Origin of the sequence: Capnocytophaga sp. oral taxon 902 (genome assembly GCF_013394735.1) — a bacterium.
GTDB lineage: Bacteria > Bacteroidota > Bacteroidia > Flavobacteriales > Flavobacteriaceae > Capnocytophaga > Capnocytophaga ochracea.
The window spans coordinates 1287015-1305864 of the sequence record NZ_CP058261.1 but is presented as its reverse complement, the minus strand read 5'-3'; the positions used below and the strand labels follow the sequence as shown (position 1 = coordinate 1305864).

General features: G+C 36.9%; 18 protein-coding genes and 1 other RNA gene. 14 read left to right on the top strand and 5 right to left on the bottom strand.

Annotation, left to right across the window (positions count from 1 at the left end; translation table 11 throughout):
* Positions 1-55: 55 nt before the first annotated feature.
* Positions 56-628 (bottom strand): TatD family hydrolase, encoded by a 573-nt coding sequence (locus HW278_RS05570; RefSeq protein WP_178977178.1) that lies wholly within the window; start codon positions 626-628, stop codon positions 56-58.
* 29 nt (positions 629-657) lie between these two features.
* Positions 658-1137: a CAP domain-containing protein gene (locus HW278_RS05565; protein WP_178977177.1), complete on the bottom strand. Its 480-nt coding sequence runs from the start codon at positions 1135-1137 to the stop codon at positions 658-660.
* A 160-nt stretch (positions 1138-1297) separates the two neighbouring features.
* On the opposite strand from HW278_RS05565, the gene ffs reads away from it, so the two are divergent.
* Positions 1298-1396: signal recognition particle sRNA small type (ffs, locus tag HW278_RS05560), an RNA gene on the top strand.
* 25 nt (positions 1397-1421) lie between these two features.
* Here ffs and HW278_RS05555 read toward each other — a convergent pair.
* Positions 1422-2132 (bottom strand): molecular chaperone DjiA, encoded by a 711-nt coding sequence (locus tag HW278_RS05555; RefSeq protein ID WP_178977176.1) that lies wholly within the window; start codon positions 2130-2132, stop codon positions 1422-1424.
* A 305-nt stretch (positions 2133-2437) separates the two neighbouring features.
* Here HW278_RS05555 and HW278_RS05550 point away from each other — a divergent pair, with 305 nt between their 5' ends.
* Positions 2438-3796, top strand: coding sequence for a hypothetical protein (locus tag HW278_RS05550; RefSeq protein WP_106096156.1), 1359 nt, complete (start codon positions 2438-2440; stop codon positions 3794-3796).
* The gene (locus HW278_RS05545) at positions 3784-4602 is read left to right on the top strand and encodes a hypothetical protein (protein ID WP_106096157.1); all 819 of its coding nucleotides are present in this window, start codon (positions 3784-3786) and stop codon (positions 4600-4602) included. Before HW278_RS05550 ends, HW278_RS05545 begins: the two co-directional genes overlap by 13 nt.
* Before the next feature lie 175 nt (positions 4603-4777).
* On the opposite strand, the gene HW278_RS05540 is transcribed toward HW278_RS05545, so the two are convergent.
* Positions 4778-5638, bottom strand: coding sequence for a hypothetical protein (locus tag HW278_RS05540; RefSeq protein ID WP_178977175.1), 861 nt, complete (start codon positions 5636-5638; stop codon positions 4778-4780).
* A gap of 562 nt (positions 5639-6200) precedes the next feature.
* Between HW278_RS05540 and HW278_RS05535 the strand changes: the two genes are divergently transcribed.
* The 9 genes from HW278_RS05535 to aspS all read left to right on the top strand — a co-directional run bounded on the left by HW278_RS05535 (position 6201) and on the right by aspS (position 15715).
* Complete coding sequence (locus tag HW278_RS05535; RefSeq protein WP_178958038.1) at positions 6201-7490, top strand: M23 family metallopeptidase; 1290 nt, start codon at positions 6201-6203, stop codon at positions 7488-7490.
* 273 nt (positions 7491-7763) lie between these two features.
* Positions 7764-8720: a DNA cytosine methyltransferase gene (locus HW278_RS05530; RefSeq protein ID WP_178958037.1), complete on the top strand. Its 957-nt coding sequence runs from the start codon at positions 7764-7766 to the stop codon at positions 8718-8720.
* Positions 8717-9868 (top strand): restriction endonuclease, encoded by a 1152-nt coding sequence (locus tag HW278_RS05525; RefSeq protein ID WP_178958036.1) that lies wholly within the window; start codon positions 8717-8719, stop codon positions 9866-9868. The genes HW278_RS05530 and HW278_RS05525 overlap by 4 nt, the downstream gene beginning before the upstream one ends.
* Positions 9869-9926: 58 nt before the next feature.
* Complete coding sequence (locus tag HW278_RS05520; protein ID WP_002674390.1) at positions 9927-10376, top strand: hypothetical protein; 450 nt, start codon at positions 9927-9929, stop codon at positions 10374-10376.
* Positions 10377-10634: 258 nt separating this feature from the next.
* Positions 10635-12254: a glucose-6-phosphate isomerase gene (pgi, locus tag HW278_RS05515; protein ID WP_178977174.1), complete on the top strand. Its 1620-nt coding sequence runs from the start codon at positions 10635-10637 to the stop codon at positions 12252-12254.
* 73 nt (positions 12255-12327) lie between these two features.
* Positions 12328-13134: a type I methionyl aminopeptidase gene (gene map / locus HW278_RS05510; RefSeq protein ID WP_053581313.1), complete on the top strand. Its 807-nt coding sequence runs from the start codon at positions 12328-12330 to the stop codon at positions 13132-13134.
* Positions 13135-13379: 245 nt separating this feature from the next.
* Positions 13380-13652, top strand: coding sequence for a hypothetical protein (locus tag HW278_RS05505; RefSeq protein ID WP_178977173.1), 273 nt, complete (start codon positions 13380-13382; stop codon positions 13650-13652).
* On the top strand, positions 13615-13932 hold the full coding sequence (locus HW278_RS05500) for a type II toxin-antitoxin system RelE/ParE family toxin (RefSeq protein WP_178977172.1): 318 nt from the start codon (positions 13615-13617) through the stop codon (positions 13930-13932). Before HW278_RS05505 ends, HW278_RS05500 begins: the two co-directional genes overlap by 38 nt.
* A 28-nt stretch (positions 13933-13960) precedes the next feature.
* Positions 13961-15715 (top strand): aspartate--tRNA ligase, encoded by a 1755-nt coding sequence (gene aspS, locus HW278_RS05495; protein WP_178977171.1) that lies wholly within the window; start codon positions 13961-13963, stop codon positions 15713-15715.
* Positions 15716-15785: 70 nt separating this feature from the next.
* On the opposite strand, the gene HW278_RS05490 is transcribed toward aspS, so the two are convergent.
* Positions 15786-16337 (bottom strand): hypothetical protein, encoded by a 552-nt coding sequence (locus HW278_RS05490; protein WP_178977170.1) that lies wholly within the window; start codon positions 16335-16337, stop codon positions 15786-15788.
* Positions 16338-16717: 380 nt separating this feature from the next.
* Between HW278_RS05490 and HW278_RS05485 the strand changes: the two genes are divergently transcribed.
* Complete coding sequence (locus HW278_RS05485) at positions 16718-17314, top strand: outer membrane beta-barrel protein (protein WP_016478304.1); 597 nt, start codon at positions 16718-16720, stop codon at positions 17312-17314.
* A 931-nt stretch (positions 17315-18245) separates the two neighbouring features.
* A complete protein-coding gene (locus tag HW278_RS05480; protein ID WP_009422379.1) occupies positions 18246-18839 on the top strand; it encodes an outer membrane beta-barrel protein in 594 nt (197 codons plus the stop codon).
* The last annotated feature ends 11 nt before the right edge of the window (positions 18840-18850 follow it).

Here is an 18850-nt window from a genome sequence, read left to right as displayed (position 1 = left end):
ATTAGCAAACGAGCAAATTTTTTAAGTAGAAAATTTTAGATTTAAGTTTCAGACCTTAGATAAGTCCGGCTTGTTTGACTTGTTTGATAACTAATGGTTGAATACTGTCATCACTTTCAAAAAACCGATATTCAGGAGGGATTTTCTTAAAAACTTCTTGCAATTGGTAAGAATAGAGTAGGGGAGTGCCAAAAGAAATAGCAATGCCGTGAGCAATGAGCTCTTGTGCTACTTTTAGGTTTTTTCTGAAACCGTGCAATATCCATAACTGTTGTGAGTGGGTGCGTTTGCGGAGTTGTATTACCTCGGCATAAGCTTTCACACAGTGAATGATAAGTGGGAGCTCTAAACTTTCGGCTAATTCTATGTGCCTTAGAAATATTTCTTGTTGTAAGGGTAGGGGAGAGGTAACGTTCTTATCGAGACCACATTCACCTATTGCCCAGCAGTTGAAATGCTGGGCTAAGGGTATGAGTGCATTCCACTGCGCCTCAAAATCGTTTAAAAACCAAGGGTGAATACCTACTGAGAAAGGTTCGCTAGTATCGGCGGTAAGTGGATACTGATTGCGAATCACCAAAGTATCGGAAGTTGAGTGCTGGGTATGCGAATGAACATCGAGATACATTGTTTTAAGAGTTAGGAAGCAGTTAGAAATTAAGGATAAGGAGCAGCGAAGAGTTGCGTCCAATACTTACCGCTACGAGCAACACCTACTTCAGTAACTTGGGCATTCATAATATTAGCGCAGTGTAAAGGACTTTCGAGCCAACTTTTCATCGCTTCTTCTTCATTTTGTTGTCCCATAGCTACATTTTCAGCCCACGTAGCCCATTTATAACCAGCGTTAGTAAGTCTTCTACCAGGATCTTGTCCGTTTTTACTATAGTGAGTTAATTCGTTGCGTTTAAGCATATCGTCACTATGAGCTTTGGCTACTTTTTCTATTGTTTTATTCCTCTTTACAGGAGGTACGGGTTTAAAATAATTACTACCACAATTGCAGCCTTTTTGTCGTTGCTGATTGATAAGGGTGAGCATCTTTTCAGAGTTCAAACCTGTGGTCTCACTATCTTGTGATTTACTACATTGTAGCGATAGGAGCGCTAAGAATAAAAAGAATAGTTTTTTCATCATTGATATTTAATATTTTTCTTTGTTCTTTAACTGTTTTAACCAGATTTTGAAAAGTTGTTATACAACACTTTTGGTGCAAAAGTAAAAAAAATAGAGCTACTAAGCAAGAAAAAAAATAGAAAAAATTTGCTATGTAATAAAAAAGTTGTACTTTTGTCGCCGGCAAGTCCTACACGACCAGCTCCTGAAAAATCCTCCAGGGTGGGAACACAGCAAAGGTATTCGGTTGTAGCGGTGCGATGTAGGTAGCTTGCCACTTTTTTGTTTATAGGGGTAAGCTATTGTTAGTTCATTCCTCTTTGGCGTGCGATTTGTTCATAGGCTTGTTGTACTTGTTTGAACTTTTCTTCGGCGCCTTTTTTTATGGCTTCATCTTCTGTAATCACTCTATCGGGGTGATATTTTTTTGCCATATTTCTGTAAGCTTGTTTTACTTCGGCATCGGTAGCTTGGGGGCTTATACCTAAAATAGCATAAGCATTTTCATTGGGAGTTTGGGTATAGCTATTACTACCATAAGTGTTAGCAAACATTGCTTTGATGCTTATAAAATCACTTTTTTCTATCTGAAAGTAATAGGCTATTTGCTCTATTTGTTGTACTTCGTCTTGGCTTACTACTCCATCGGCTTGAGCAATACCAAAGAGAAAATAGAGGATTTGCAAGCGTGTTTCGTAGGTAGTACGCGCTCGTACGTACATTGCTACTCGGGGAGCTTCTATCTGGCGTCCTTTTATTAGTTTATTAAAACTGCGAAATACGGCATTGGCGCGTTCTTTACCATAAAGGCGTACGAACTGCAAGCGTACGAAATCTAATTCGGCTTGGGTAACACGTCCGTTGGCTTTGATAACTAAGCTACAAAGTGAGAGGAGATTCAGCTCGAATGTAGCGGGTGATATGTTTTGCTGAAATGGGTTGCGAAAGGGCTGCTCGGTGAGTTGTCTAAAAAGCCAAAAGAAAAAAAGAAATATAAGAATAGAGAATAAGCTCATATAATAAAATTTGGTGCAAAGGTAAGGATAATTAGCGAATTAGAAAAATTAGAAAATGGGAAGGTGGAAGCAGACAATGACGAGTGACGAGCAACGAATAACGAAAGCCCCCGAACCTCCGAAGAGACGGTGCGAGCCACACGGGCGAGGAAGTTAGCAAATTAGGAGTGAGGTGCTTGGAAGAATTTATAAGATTAAGAAAGACTTATAGTAGAGCAAAAAACCTAAGTTAATATATTTAACAAATGTTTAACACTAAATATTTTTTTGTTTAAAATTGTTTATTTTCCTTTGCACTATTAAAAATGATTCTAAAAAATATTATGAAACAGCTTTTTAAAAATGTGGCAACTATTTTAATAGTAGGAGCTCTTATCACTGTAGAGGGGTGTAAAAAAGATGAAAATACTCCTGAGAACAATAATACGGAAATTATTAGCAATATCCGTAATAGCTATGTGCCTTTAGAAAAAAGAGAGGTTGATTCTATTTTAAAAACTGATTATGGTATAAATAATCTTGAAAAAGTAGGTATTGAACTTATTAAAAAAGATCCTCTTATTTTTACAAAAGTAATAAACAAAGATACTCTTTCAAAGGATTTTAAGTTTCTCATTCTTATTAAGAAAAAGAATAACCAGATTATTACTTTTGCTAAAAAGCAAGATAATAAGTCAATACATAGTAGTTGGAGATTTTTAGACGAAGGTATTCCACGAAATTTTCCTCCTCCTGTTTACGGAGGTCGTTATATTTGTGGACATTCTGTGGGAGATCCTAATTGTATTCACTCTGTACAAGAATTAGGAGAGGTTGTTGTGACAGGAAGAATAGTAGACCATTATAAAGAAGTTATTCCTATAATAGCAATGTACCCTAATTTTGATTGTTTAATGAAAGAATTAGATATTATGTATGCTATGGATTGGGACGGCGGAGATGGTTACATATTCTATGATACTGGAGATTTTTCTTTATGTCAGGAAGTATATTATCCTCCTAATAATAGTGGTGGAGGCAATAATAGTGAAGGTAAACAGGAGGATAATATTATAGATAGACTTAATAACCCCTGTGCAAAAGCTCTTTTAGCACAAGCTCCTAATTTAAATAACGATATTGCTAGAATTCTTAGACAGACTTTTGGAACAAATAATAAATATAATCTTACTTTTCTTGAAGACAATGCTCTAAGAGGAACTTCTGTTGATGCATATTGTAGACCAACTAGCGTAAGTGATAAAGATGCAGAAATAAATATATTCTTAAATCCTGATATTCTTAATTCTGCTACTAAAGAATATGTTTTAGTAACCATATATCACGAGGCAATACACGCTTTTTTAAGTTGTGAAAGAGAGCGTCTAAGAGAAAAATTTCAAGAACGATATCCTAATATACGTTATCGTACAGCTATGGGATTTGGAAATGGAGTTGCTTATGATAAATTTGAATTTATAGACGACAAGCATTTAAATTTTGCTCCGTTTATAGATAGTTTAGTTGATGCCATACATTCTTTTAATCCTAATATACCTCTTAACACAGCTAAGGCAATGGCGAAAACAGGAATTATAAAGAATGTGTTTGATTGGGAGGTTAAACTTAATCAAAATGAAAGAGAAGGTAATAATGATAGAAAAGGAACCAAATGTACTCCATAGTTAAAACAATCATTTTTTTACTCTTTCCTATTATAGGTTGGGGTCAAATAGAATATAAGTATGTAATTGTTGATAGCTTAACTCAAAAGTTTAACTTTAATAAGTATACTATCAACACGATGCCTTATGGTTATCATCAAGGAATTGACATATACAATGTGTGGATTAATCCTAATGAGTTTTTACTGTTATCAGTCTTTCCAGAAACAGAAAGTGGCAATAAATGGGAAAAAATAAGTTTGGAAGCTTTTCATTCAAAAGCCCTTAGTACTCGACAATTGCTTAGAGAAGTTGATAATCCTAAGAATAATTATAAACTTTTTTACCCTTATTATATGATAAAGAAGGAAGGGAACTCTTTTTATAGAAGTAAGACCTATTGTTCTATAGAAAAATTTAGAATTGTTAACTATCCTGCTATTTTTCATATATCAGAGGGGAATATAATAAACTTAGGACAATCGTTTACTTCATACAATGAACTCAAAACGGCTTACTTAAAACTATTTCCTAACAGAGAGTTCCCTTTAGAGTCTTTTGGTGGAGTGCGTTATGCAGTTCCTAAAGAGTTAGAAAGTATTTACCTTTCTCATATTGAAGAAAGAAAAGGCAATAAAATATATCGTTTTTGGAGCTTTACTGACAATACAGGGGTTTCTCGTTTTGCTTTTATAGAAGGCAAAGGTATTGTAGGAGGTTCTTATGATGATTATTTTATTCCTCGTGATAAGTATGTAGGGAAACAAATTCTTAATACACTTAGTAAGAAAGAGATTATGTGGGCAGAGGAGCTTAAAAAAGAATAGGCTGAAAAGGAGAAGAATAAAAGATAAGCGTATGAAAAACTTACTTTACTTACTATTATTTTGTTCTTGGGCTTCTATAGCCCAAGAACAAAAATATATATTGCTTGATAGTCTTACCGCTAATTGAAGAAAGAAAAGGCAATAGTAAAAAACTATTGCCTTTTTTATGGAGTTTCTAATAATATGTGATTTCTCTTTCTACGATATATACTAATTTGCCTTCGGAAAAGCATTTCTTCTCTATCCAATTACCTTTTTCATCGTATTGATAAGAAAAGGTATAGTTTATTTTCTTTGCTTTATTATGGGTCTTCTTTTCGAAGATTAAGAGCATTTCAGTAGGAAAAGGCTCTTTTTTATAGGTATACACTGTTTCGAGGCTTTTATTCTTTTCGTTGGATTTGGTTATTTGGTGGGTAACGAATCCGTTTTTATTATACTTTGTCTTCTTGGTGTATTTTATTGATTTATCGGGATTGTAGACTTTGGTTTCGAGTTGGTTATCTCTCTTGTCGTACTTATATGAAGAGTAGTTTTTGATACTTTCATCGGTGTTGTAATAAGTAGCATAGGTAGGGTAACTGCGTTTGTTTGTATCACTTGAAAGTACTAAGTATTCCTTACCTGTTTTAAGGAAGTAGACAGTTTTCTGCATTTTTTTCTCTTTATCGTCATAAGTAAGGGTGTACTCACGCAATAGAGTATCGGTTTCATCGTATACTTTTAAGTTTGTTTCTCGGTTATTATCGTCGTAAGTTACTTCTGTTTTAAGGTTGAACACATTTCGGTCGGCAAACATAATTTGCTGGACAACATATCCTTGCTCATTGGCTAAGATAAACAGATTTTCATCGTAATAGAATTTCTTTACAGCTGTTTTTTGAATGCGGTGTTTCTTGTTTTCTTTTACTTGATAGGGGATAACACGCACGGATTTTACGTTTCCTTTTAAAAAGAGTTCTTTGAGCAAAAATATGTTCTGCCCAAAGGTATTAGTAGCTGTTAGTAGGGCAATGAGAGTATAAAGATATTTCATAATAATTTGTTTTATGGGGGCAAAGATAGGAGGTAATTAGCAAATGAGCAAATTTGGAAAATGAGAAAATGAGAAAATGAGGTAATTAGCAAATGAGGAAATGAAAAAGAAAAATTTACTATTGTATAGGTAGCTTGGACGAACCTTAAACGAATCTTGAACGAATGTTGGACGATAGATGGCACTTTTTTGGGAGGAGGCATTTTGTGAAATGGAGTTTTGATGGAAAAATTTACTACTTATATGGCTTGTAGGGCAGAAAAATGTACTGAGTAGGGGAGAGGGCATTTGGGTATGGCTGGGATTTAAGAAAAAGATAAGGTGAAGGGTAGTAGTAAAAGTGTTGAAAAAGAGGACATAGAAGCAGTTTGCAAGAATTGAGATATACAGCTTAATACATTAATTATGAATAAATTAAAGGAGTTATATGCAGTTTTTTTAGTTTTTTTATTTGCGTAGTTCATTTTTTATTTGCACCTTTGTAAGATTTTTTGATACACTTGCGCCCTAAATGGCTTGGTGTTTGTGAACTAAAAAATGTAAAAACAGAAACAGAAAACTTATGATGAAGAAAGTCCTTTATTTTTCATTTTTTGCACTTCAGCTTTCGGTATTCACGGCTTGTAATGATACCCCTAATGCTGAGAAGGCAACCGCTTCGGCTACTGTTGAGGCACCTAAACCTCCGGTGTATGAATTTGGTTTCAACCTGAACGATTACACGATAGTGAAAGATACGATTAAGCAAGGTGATACCTTTGGTAAACTATTAGAAGAGAACAACATAGGAGCGGTGGATATTCATAATATCACCCAAAAAACCAAAGGAGAGTTTAACCCTAAGAATATACGTACGGGTAAGGTTTACGCTTTTTTGTACGATAAAAAAGACCCCTCGAAACCCCATAGCTTTATCTATCAGCCGAACGTTACAGATTACGTAGTGGTGCGTCTTGGAGACTCGGTTCACGCTTACAAAGCGCAACGCAAAGTAACGATTGTGGAAAAAGCATTGGCAGGAAATATCAACAGCAATCTTACAGTTGATGCGCTTGCGGCGGGTATCAGTGCGAATGCTACTTACCAAATGGGACAGATTTTTGATTACACTATTGACTTTTTCCGCTTGCAAAAGGGTGATAATTTTAAGATTATTTATGAGGAACGTTATGTGGACGACACTATTTTTGCAGGAGTTGAGAAAGTGAAAGCGGCTTATTTTGAGTGGCAAGGGAAACCTTATTACGCTTTTAACTTCACTATCGATTCGGCAAAAGGCACAAATGGCTATTACGACGAAAAAGGGAATATGATGAAGCGAATGTTTTTGAAATCGCCTTTGGATATCTTTCGCATTACGTCTAAATTTGGAATGCGTTTTCACCCTGTGCTTCACCGTATGAAGGGACATTTTGGAACCGACTATGCAGCACCTACGGGTACGCCTATACGGGTGACAGCAGCAGGAACGGTGATTGAGGCGGGCTATAGTTCGGGTAATGGTAACTACGTGAAGGTGCGCCACAACAATATGTATACAACACAGTACTTGCATATGTCGAGAATATTGGCACGCAGAGGACAACACGTATCGCAAGGACAGGTGATTGGACTTGTGGGAAGTACCGGCTTGGCAACAGGTCCTCACGTGTGCTATCGTTTCTGGAAGAATGGAAGACAAGTAGACCCACTCAGAGAGAAGTTACCAGAATCGGTGCCTATTGATGCGCGACTTAAAGCTAAATATTTGAAGGAGATTGCGCCACTAAAAGAACAGCTTGATGCGCTAAAAGCGACCCCTATTGAAATGGAAGAGGAGGTAACGAATGTACAAAAGCAAACGGTGTCGTAACAATGGTTAATGATTAGTGATTAATGGTTAATTGAGCAGAAATACGGAATTTTATTATAATAGAAGGTCGTAGCACGACGGGTAAGCACGAGTTACATAGGTGATTATATAAAGCAATTTTAATTGCTTTTAATGAGAACTTGATGTAAACGAGTGATGCTGTACTTCCAAAATAGGAACTAATTAGTTTTTAAAATTAAAAGAGAATCAAGGATACGCCTTTGAGAAAGGGTTATTTAGGACTTTAGAGAGAAAAATAAGAGTTTTTTGGATATGGGAAAAAGCGTTAAATTCATAGATTTATTTGCAGGGGTAGGGGGCTTCCGCTATGCTTTGCAGAATATAGGGGCTGAATGTGTCTTTTCGTCAGAATGGGACAAGTTCGCTCAGCAGACCTATAAGCTAAACTATGGAGAAGTTCCTTTTGGCGATATTACTTTACAAGAAACGAAAGATAATATTCCTAATGAATTTGATATACTTTGCGCAGGATTTCCTTGTCAAGCATTTTCTATAGCTGGATATCAAAAAGGTTTTGAAGATATTAGGGGAACACTCTTTTTTGAGATAGAAGAAATAGCAAGAAAGCATCGTCCTAAGGTTATTTTTTTAGAAAATGTAAAGAACTTAGTGAGTCACGATAAGGGTAAAACATTTAAGGTAATAACGAATATCTTAGAAGAGAAATTAGGTTACAAGATATTTTATAAAATTCTCAATACAATGGAATATGCTAATATTCCACAAAATAGAGAGCGTATTTTTATAGTAGCTTTTGATCCTAAACAAGTTCCTAATTATAAAGAGTTCCAATTTCCTGAAAAAATTAAACTTACTAAAACGATTCATAGCTTTTTAGAGAAAGGAAAACAGAATGATTATTTTTATTATCAGCTATCTCACAAATACAGTCCTGAACTTATTAAAACCGTAACACGTAAAGATACTATTTATCAATGGAGGCGTGTGTATGTTCGAGAAAATAAGAACAATGTTTGTCCTACTTTAACAGCTAATATGGGTACAGGGGGACATAATGTACCGATTATTAAAGATAATTTTGGTATTAGGAAATTAACCCCACGAGAATGTTTTAATTTTCAAGGTTATCCGAAAGGCTTTATACTTTCTAAAGAAATAGCTATATCAAAATTATATATGCAGGCAGGGAACTCTGTGACAATGCCTTTAATTCAAAGAGTAAGTGAACAAATTTTGAAAGTGTTATGAAGTCATTTGCTAAAATAGATAGAGAAAAGAAAGGTAATTACTTGAAATTACTTTCTGCGGTTTCTAAGTTATCAGGACTTTTCAGTGAAAGTATAATTCCCTATATTAATTATAGGGTAGTTGAAAATGTTTTTTGTAAAAGTTTTGATGCTGAAAATCTCTCTCGTTCAGACACTGCTTTTGATGCAAATTACGAATCTATTGGAGTAGGATTAAAAACCTTTACTTGTCCTTCAAATAGTAGTATAGAAAAAGTGGCTGAATTTAATTCTTTATCAACAATATTAAAACCTTTGAAAGGAAAAGAATTAGCACTAAAACTTGCAAAATTTCGTAATGAAAGAATAGATTTAGCCAATAGACTTTATAACATTAATAACTCACTATATCATATAGTAGCGAGACGAGAAAAGGAATTAATTCTGTTTGAGACAGACTATGATAAGATAGATATAAATAATATTCATTCTATAAAAGACACTAAAGCAAGTCTACAATTTGATGATGGTAAAAATCAGTATAATTTTAATTATTCGAAAAGTACTCTTTTTAGGAAATTTTATATTCCGCAAAATGCTTTTCATTTACCAGTAGAAATTATAGAAGACCCTTATCAATTACTTTTAGAATTATTTGGAGATAAAGTTTTTAAACCTGCTAAAGATAAATTAATTAAAGGTATAAACTACGTGATACTTCCTTTGTACGGCAGAAAGCAAAAGAGAAAGTATGTTTTTGAGAAAAGTGGACTCAATCAGTGGAATGCTGGAGGGAGAAAAAGAGATTTAGGAGAAATATATATCCCTATACCAATTGAAATTCATAAACAGTTTCCTAATTTCTTTCCTAAAAGAGATGTACAGTTTAAACTTAAAGTTCCCACAGGAGAGATTCTCAGTGCAAAAGTTTGCCAAGATAACTCAAAAGCATTAATGACAAATCCTAATAAAGCTCTTTCAGATTGGTTATTAAGAAAAGTTTTTCAGGTAAAAGAAGGAGAGCTTTTAACTATTGAGAAGATGAATGAATTAGGATTTGATAGTATTATCATTATTAAGGAAGACGAAGAGAATTACAAAATAGATAAAGCGAGACTTGATAGTTATGAAGTTTTTATCAATGGGAGCTCTGTCGAAAATGAAGAATAAGAAGAGAAAATGGTTTGATTAGTTTAAATATCAGAAAAACGTTTAAAATATTATTTCAATGAAAAAGTTTATTTTTTATCTATTGGCTCTTGTGGGCTTTACCGCCTCAGCACAAGTATATGAATTTAAGGTAGTAACCGCTATTGAATCAGTAGTACCTTCGGGAGCGGGACGTTCGCGGCTTATCTCAGCTAATGAAACACGCAATTATAAAGAATTTACCACTACGCGCTCGGAAGAAGGAGACGAACGCAACAAAAGCGACCGTGATGAGATTCGCGTAAAGGGCTTTGATGAGACCAAACTTCTCAACTTCTTTAATCTCGGGGGGATTCGTTTTCAGAACATCGCTGCCAACGATGCTCTTATCACTTCTAAGTTGAACACTATGAGTGAAGAAGGCTGGGAACTTGCTTTTGTTACTAGTGGAGTAGAGAGCAATGCAGGAAGCAATGATTCTACTGGTATTTTTATCACCCGTTTTGTGTTTAAAAGACTGAAAAAGTAAGTTTCATTAAATAATTTGTCAATTAGCAAATTAGCTAAAGGTGAGGCGTCATTATTTTGTAGTTTTGCACCCTGAAAAGACAGATGTTAGTTGCTATTACATAGATTATAATCAAACAAATAGAAAATACAACAGATTATTAAGATAATTAACTTTGCCAAAGTTTCAAACTTTGGCAAAGTGGAAGGTGCAAAATTTACAGACTAATTTGTGATTGACTATAAAAAGAATAACAACATTAAACATATATAAATAAAAATGTTAAAAAATAGTAATCCAACACAAACCAATGCGTGGAAAGCATTGCAAAAACATTTTGCGGAAGTAAAAGACCGCCATATGCTTTCTCTATTTGAGAAAGATCCCACTCGCGGTGAGAAATTCGCCATCAAATGGCACGACTTCTATGTAGATTATTCTAAAAACCGCATAGACGAAGAAACCCTTAAACTCCTTGTGCAACTCGCCGAGGAATGTGGTTTAAAGGACGCTATTGGCAAATACTTCGGTGGCGACCTTATCAACAACACCGAAAAACGCGCCGTATTGCACACTGCCCTTCGCGCGCCCGAAAATAGCGTGATAAACGTAGATGGCAAGAACGTAATGCCCGAAGTAGCAGCTGTAAAACACAAAATCAAACAGTTCAGCGAAGAGGTCATCAGTGGTAAGCGCAAAGGTTATACTGGTAAAGCCTTTACCGATGTGGTGAACATTGGTATTGGTGGGTCTGACCTCGGTCCGGCAATGGTAACTGAGGCACTTAAATTCTACAAAAATCACCTCAACGTACACTTCATTAGCAATGTAGATGGCGACCACGTGCTCGAAACTATCAAGCACCTCAACCCCGAAACTACCTTGATAGTGATTGTATCTAAAACTTTCACAACACTCGAAACCCTTTCGAACGCGCTTACTGTAAAAGAATGGTTCCTCAAATCAGGCTCAAAAAAAGATATTGCTAAACACTTTGTAGCAGTATCTACTAATTTGCAAGAAATCGATAAATTCGGTATAGACCCTGATAATGTATTCCCTATGTGGGACTGGGTAGGCGGACGCTTCTCGTTGTGGAGTGCCGTAGGTCTCAGCATTGCCCTATCAGTAGGCTATGACAATTTTGATAAGTTGCTCAAAGGGGCTCACGCTATGGACGAGCATTTCCGCACAGCTCCGTTTGACAAGAACATTCCAGTAGTCTTGGCATTGCTCAGCGTGTGGTACAACAACTTCTACGGAGCCGAAAGTCAAGCTATCATTCCTTATACTCAGTATTTGCACCGATTGGCAGCTTACCTACAACAAGGTATAATGGAAAGTAACGGTAAACAAACCGACCGTGATGGCAACCCTGTAAGTTACCAAACAGGGGTAATTATCTGGGGTGAGCCAGGAACCAACTCTCAACACGCGTTCTTCCAGCTCATTCACCAAGGTACTAAATTGATACCTACTGATTTCATTGGCTTTAAACACTCATTGCACGGCAATACCGATCACCACAACAAGCTAATGGCTAACTTCTTTGCACAAACTGAAGCTCTTTTAAAAGGTAAAACCGAAGCCGAAGTGCGCAAAGAAATGGGTGACAAGGTAAACGAAGCCTTAGTGCCCTTCAAAGTATTTACAGGAAACCGCCCTACAACCTCTATCCTCATCAACAAACTCACCCCTGAAAGTTTGGGTAGCCTTATCGCTATGTATGAGCACAAGATTTTTGTAGAAGGTGTGATTTGGAACATCTATAGTTACGACCAATGGGGTGTAGAGCTCGGTAAACAGTTGGCAAGCAAAATCCTTAAAGACATCGCCGCTACCGAACTTTCTGCTCACGACAGTTCCACAACCAATTTACTAAAACAATTCAAAAAATAGAAATCTAATTACGAATGACGAGTTACGAATGACAAAACTTTCGTAATTCGTCTTTCGTAATTAGTAATTACAAATGATTCACATTAGAACAGCCGAAGAAATAGAACTACTACACCAAGCAGCCCAAGTAGTATCACGTACTTTGGGGATAATGGCTAAAGAAGTAAAACCAGGGGTAACCACCCTATATTTAGATAAAATTGCCGAAGAGTATATCCGCAGTCAAGGGGCTATCCCAGGATTTTTGGGCTTGTATGGCTTCCCTAATACCCTCTGTATGAGTCCTAATGCGCAAGTAGTACACGGCATTCCTAACGACCGCCCATTACAAGAAGGCGACATCATCTCAATAGACTGTGGGGCACTGAAAAACGGTTACTATGGCGACCACGCTTATACTTTTGAAGTAGGCGAAGTAGCCCCCGAAGTAAAAGAACTATTGCGCGTAACCAAAGAATCACTGTATATAGGTATCCGTCAGTTTCGTGCGGGCAACCGTGTAGGCGATGTGGGACACGCTATACAACAACATTGTGAGGCACACGGCTATGGAGTAGTGCGCGAACTCGTCGGTCACGGCGTAGGGCGTAAGATGCACGAAGACCCCGAGATGCCTAACTACGGCAAACGAGGTAGTGGTAAAAAGTTTAAAGACGGAATGGTAGTAGCCATAGAGCCGATGATCAATATGGGTACCAAGAGCATACGCCAACTCAAAGATGGTTGGACAATCCTCACCGCCGATGGCAAGCCTTCTGCCCACTTTGAACACGATGTAGCGCTCATCGATGGTAAACCTAAATTGCTCTCCACCTTTAAGTACATATACGAAGCCTTAGGCATTAAAAGCAATGAGGAGGACGAGTTTTTGCTCAATTAGATGAATGAACACTTTTATTTCCAATATCTCTGACAATTCTGAACCTTATGTAAAGGTTTCAGAAGCTGAACTATGAAGGTTTAGAAGAGGCAAAAAAGGTATCTTTATTTCTCATAATAAGGTAATGAAAAAGATTACGAGAACTCATAGAGAAAGAAGCCTAAGAGAAAAAACCTTTGTCTATATATTCTTACTAAAGAACTTGAAGTATATCAAAAATAATTGAATTTAAAAATACTAAAATTATGAGTACACTTATTATTAAACCACCTAAACATCTCTCATTGGAAAAGGCTAAAGCTGCTCTTGAAAATTTAGATTTTGAGATTGTTACTAATGAATACACTGAACCTTATGCAAAGGTTTCAGAAGCTGAACTACGTTCTATAGATGAAGGCTTAGAAGAGGCAAAAAAAGGTGTCTTTATTCCTCATAATGAAGTAATGAAAGGATTACGAGAACTCATAGAGAATTGGAAAAATGGAAGATCTAACGATTATTTGGTTGCCAAAAGCTAAAATTCAATTGTATGATATTTCGCTGTATTGGTTAGAAAAAACTCAATCAGAAAGTTATATTCTAAAATTAGAAACTGAAATAGCTAAAATTTGTGAAATGCTTGAGTGTAATCCAAGAATAGGAACAATAGTAGATAATAGAAAGGATGTAAGAAGAGTAATTGTACTTCGTAATTTTTCAATTTTTTACCAAATTATAGAACAAAAACAAGTGATTGAAATTATATCTTTTTGGGATAACAGAAATAACCCCGAGAAGTTAAATCTCAATAGAATATAACTCAAAACTTATAACTAACGACAAATAAATGTACAGAACGCATACTTGTGGAGAGCTACGACTCTCGCACGAAAAACAACAAGTAACCCTTAGCGGATGGGTACAACGCGTCCGCAACAAGGGATTTATGATTTGGGTAGACCTACGTGACCGCTATGGCATCACCCAACTTATTTTTGATGAAGAACGCACTGATAAAACAGTCTTTGAGCAAGCTAAAACCCTCTCTCGTGAAGATGTGATTCAAATTCAAGGTACTGTGATCAAACGCGAGGCAGCCAACGCTAATATCCCTACTGGAGAAGTGGAAATCCTCGTTACAACACTCACCTTGCTCAACCACTCCGAACTTCCTCCTTTTACCATTGAAGATAATACCGATGGTGGTGAAGACCTCCGTATGAAGTACCGCTATCTCGATATACGCCGTACCCCCGTACGCGATAACCTTATTTTCCGCCACAAAGTGGGGATAATGGTGCGCAACTACCTATCCGAACAAGGCTTTATAGAGGTAGAAACCCCTGTACTTATCAAATCAACACCCGAAGGCGCACGCGACTTTGTAGTGCCTAGCCGTATGAACCCAGGTGAGTTCTACGCCTTGCCACAATCCCCACAAACCTTCAAGCAGCTGCTAATGGTAGGCGGATTAGACAAGTACTTCCAAATCGTAAAGTGCTTCCGTGATGAAGACCTTCGCGCCGACCGTCAACCAGAGTTTACCCAAATAGACTGCGAAATGTCGTTTGTAGAACAAGAAGACGTTATCCAAACCTTTGAAGGATTGGCAAAACACCTCCTCAAAGAACTCAAAGGCTTAGATTTTGGGGCTTTCCCTCGTATGACCTACGCCGAGGCGATGAAAACTTATGGCAACGACAAACCCGATATCCGTTTCGGTATGAAATTCGGCGAACTCAACGACCTCGCTCAACACCGCGATTTCAAGGTGTTCAACGAAGCCGAATTAGTAGTAGGTATTGCCGTTCCTGGTGCCAACAGCTACACCCGTAAAGAGATTGACGCTTTGGTAGAATGGGTAAAACGTCCGCAAGTAGGCGCTTCCGGAATGGTGTATGTAAAGTGTAATGAAGATGGTAGCTTCAAATCATCAGTAGATAAATTCTATAACGAGGACGACCTCAAGGCGTGGGCAGAGCGCACTGGCGCCAAAGCAGGCGACCTTATCTGTATTCTTTCAGGCAAGGCAAACAAAGTACGCGGGCAACTCAGCGCCCTCCGTATGGAACTCGCTGAGCGCCTCGGCTTGCGCAAACCTGATGAATATGCCCCACTTTGGGTAGTAGATTTCCCACTTTTGGAGTGGAGCGAAGAGGAAGAACGTTTCTTTGCAATGCACCACCCTTTCACCTCGCCTAAACCTGAGGATATTCCGTTACTTGATACCGACCCAGGTGCTGTACGTGCCAATGCTTATGACCTCGTGCTCAACGGTAATGAAGTAGGCGGTGGTTCTATACGTATCTTCAATCAAGAGTTACAAGCCAAGATGTTCCAGCTATTGGGCTTTACCCCTGAGCAGGCACAAGCACAATTTGGTTTCTTGATGAACGCCTTCAAATATGGAGCTCCTCCTCACGGTGGTTTGGCTTTTGGCTTCGACCGATTAGTAGCACTGCTCGGCGGACAAGAAACCATACGCGACTTTATCGCTTTCCCTAAAAATAACAGCGGTCGCGATGTGATGATTGATGCCCCTTCGCCTATCGATGAGGCACAACTGAAAGAACTCAATATTCAATTGACAATTAACAATTGATAATTGACAAAAAGGCTGTCACAAAGTAAATTTGCGACAGCCTTTGTTGTTTTTTAACTTAAAAATATTTTTACTCCTCTCTTTCCTCTATCGTTAGAATAGATAAAGGATTGTTAAGCTCAAATCGCTTGGTCTTATGGATAGTTCTTAGATCATACAATGCGTTTTTGTGCATAGAAGAGCCTTGATGAAATCCCTTACGAAAGTTAGGATTAGCTTCTAAATTTTTATACAACTTCTTATAAAGACACTTAGCCGAAGCGTCCATTAGTTTGGTGATGAGAATCATCCGCAAGTAAATACACTCTATAATGTCTTCCGTTTCTCTTCCTCCCGTACCTTCTATAACATAAGGCAGTATATCTTGATCATAAATACATTTTTCAGTATCTATGGTAACATCAGGGCTAGAGACAATGATAAACTGACGGTAGGTAAAACCCTCTATCCCTTCAAACATTATCGAAGAGATAGCACTTTCATTCTCTCGGGTGATAAGAATTTGCCTATATCCTCCCTTACCATCTCCTACCTCTATATAGAATGAGGCTCGGCACTTGTCCAATATATCTTTAGCATTTGCGTAAAACTCTTGTGCAGAGGTCAATATCCAGTGTTGCATATTTTTGATATCTATTTACTTATTTGGCAAAAATACAACTTATTCTTGAATTTACTAACTATACTTTTGTCCTTCTCTTTATAAAAACACTATCTTTGTCCTTTCTTTAAAAACCACTCACCTATGGGATACTATACGGAGTAAAAATTCCAGAGATAAAAGCTATTTTTGGCTCTAAAAGCGAAACTGAGGAAGAAGAGACAAAGGCTATAGTTATGAACATATTATGGGACTAAAAGAGAACATCGCTTTTTGTCTTGAAAACGAATTAGATATGGTAGTTTTTTGCCATTAGTGAAAAGTGAAAAAGCATTTTTTTCGTAATTCGTATTTTGTAATTCGTAATTATTTCGTATCTTTGCCTTAATTAAAAACAAAAAATGAACAGTATGAAAAGAATTTTATTAGTGGTAGCTGTTGTTTTTGCAACTGTTACCTACGCACAAACCGGAAAAGGAAACTGGATGGTAGGCGCTGATTTGGGTCTTTCATTTCAATCTAAAAATGTAGTGGAGAAAGATGATCAGGTACAATATATGGATCAAACCATAACTACTTTTAAAATCACACCTAACTTTAACTACTTTGTGGTTAATAACTTAGCAGTAGGGTTAGGAGTGGGATATGAACACTCAAGAGACAAAAGAGCTAATAGTAGTTGGGATACGGAAACAAATACCCTTATAATTGCACCTAATATGCACTACTACTTCCCTGTGGGAGGAAATTTAGCACCTTTTGTAGGGGCAAGAGTAGGTTTTACAAGTAGAAAAAATCCCTCAGGGATTGGTGCTGGTGAATGGAGAGGATTGGTAGTAGGTGGTAAAGCAGGTCTTGCTTACTTTGTAAACCGAGGAGCTGCTATTACAGCTTATGCAGAGTATGACCATTTTTCTTTAAAGCATACAGAAAACACTAAACGCAAAACCAAAGAGGGTGTTTTGGGTGTAGGTATAGGTGTTGCCTTGTTCTTCTAAGTAGAAAATCCTTCATAATTATAAGTATGGGGTGTTTTAAAAAGTAGCGATATTTTTTAAGACACCCTTTTTTAGTTGATGTAATAAAAGTGTAGTTTACACTACAGAAGGTCTTTCAATTGACAATTGATAATTGACAATTGACAAATGTGAGCGGGTTGGGTGTAATAAAGGTGTAGCTTACGCTACAGAAATCTTACAAATCTCAAAAAAATCAAACAAATAAACAGAAATGTCTCGCACAGATTTCACGGATTGCACGGAAAGTTTTTCAATTGATAATTGACAAATGTGATGGGCACGAATGGGCAACTTCGTTACTGGATTTGCACAAATCTTTAGAAAATCAAACAAATAAACAGCTTTACTGTTTTAAATGTCTCGCACAGATTTCACGGATTGCACGGAAAGTCTTTCAATTGATAACTGATAATTGACAAATGTGATGGGCACGTATGGGCAACTTCGTTGCTGGATTTACACGGATTGTGATGCAAACGTAATTGTGAATCGGTGTTGTAGATTTTGAATAGGCGTTAAATAAACTTTAGACGGAACCGCAGTGGGTTTTCAGTGGGTCTACAGTGGGTCTACAGTGGGTCTACAGTGGCTCTACAATGAAGGTTAATTAAATTATAATTGAACATTGATCGAGTTTATAGTGTTGCTATCTACTAATGTGACTCATTTTGTTGGTTAGATTTGTTGGACAGGTGTGGACACACGGGTAGCCGTAGCACGGCGGACGATTAACTTTGGCAAAGTGTATACAGCAAACGAGATTAATAATTAGAATTACATATTGAACAGACGTTATGGTATAACCATTCTAAAAGATAAAACAAAACGAAAAATTTCTTTAAAAAAATTTGCACATTCGAAAATAAGTTGTACCTTTGCCTTATTAATAACAATAAAAATATAGAATAGTATGAAAAAATTTTTATTAATCGTAGCAGTTGCTTTTGCGAGCGCTACATATGCACAAACTGAAAAAGGAAACTGGATGGTAGGCTCTGACTTGGCTCTTTCATTTAACTCTGTTAAAGAAACACCTCGTTATGACGGAACATCAGGTAATGTACAAACGCAAAATACATTTAAGTTTGTACCTAATTTAAATTATTTTGTAATTAATAATTTAGCAGTAGGTTTAGGTTTAGAGTACCAAAGTACTACTACCAAAGTAAAACCTGTAGCAGGTTCAGAAACAAAGGGAACAACTTCTGCGTTTGTTATAGCTCCTAATGCACATTATTATTTTCCTATCGGTGGCAACTTAGCACCTTTTGTAGGAGCAAAAGTAGGATATGCTTGGGCTTCAGCAGGAGATAATAATAGTGATAAAGAAAGAGGATTGGCATTAGGAGTAAAAGGAGGTATGGCTTACTTTGTAAACCAAGGTGCTGCTCTTACAGGTTATGTAGGTTATGACTATATGAACTTGAAGAACAAACAAGACAATAAAGCAGAAACGAGAATAGGCAACTTCGGTGTTGGTATCGGGGTAGCTTTGTTCTTCTAAGCTGAGAGATT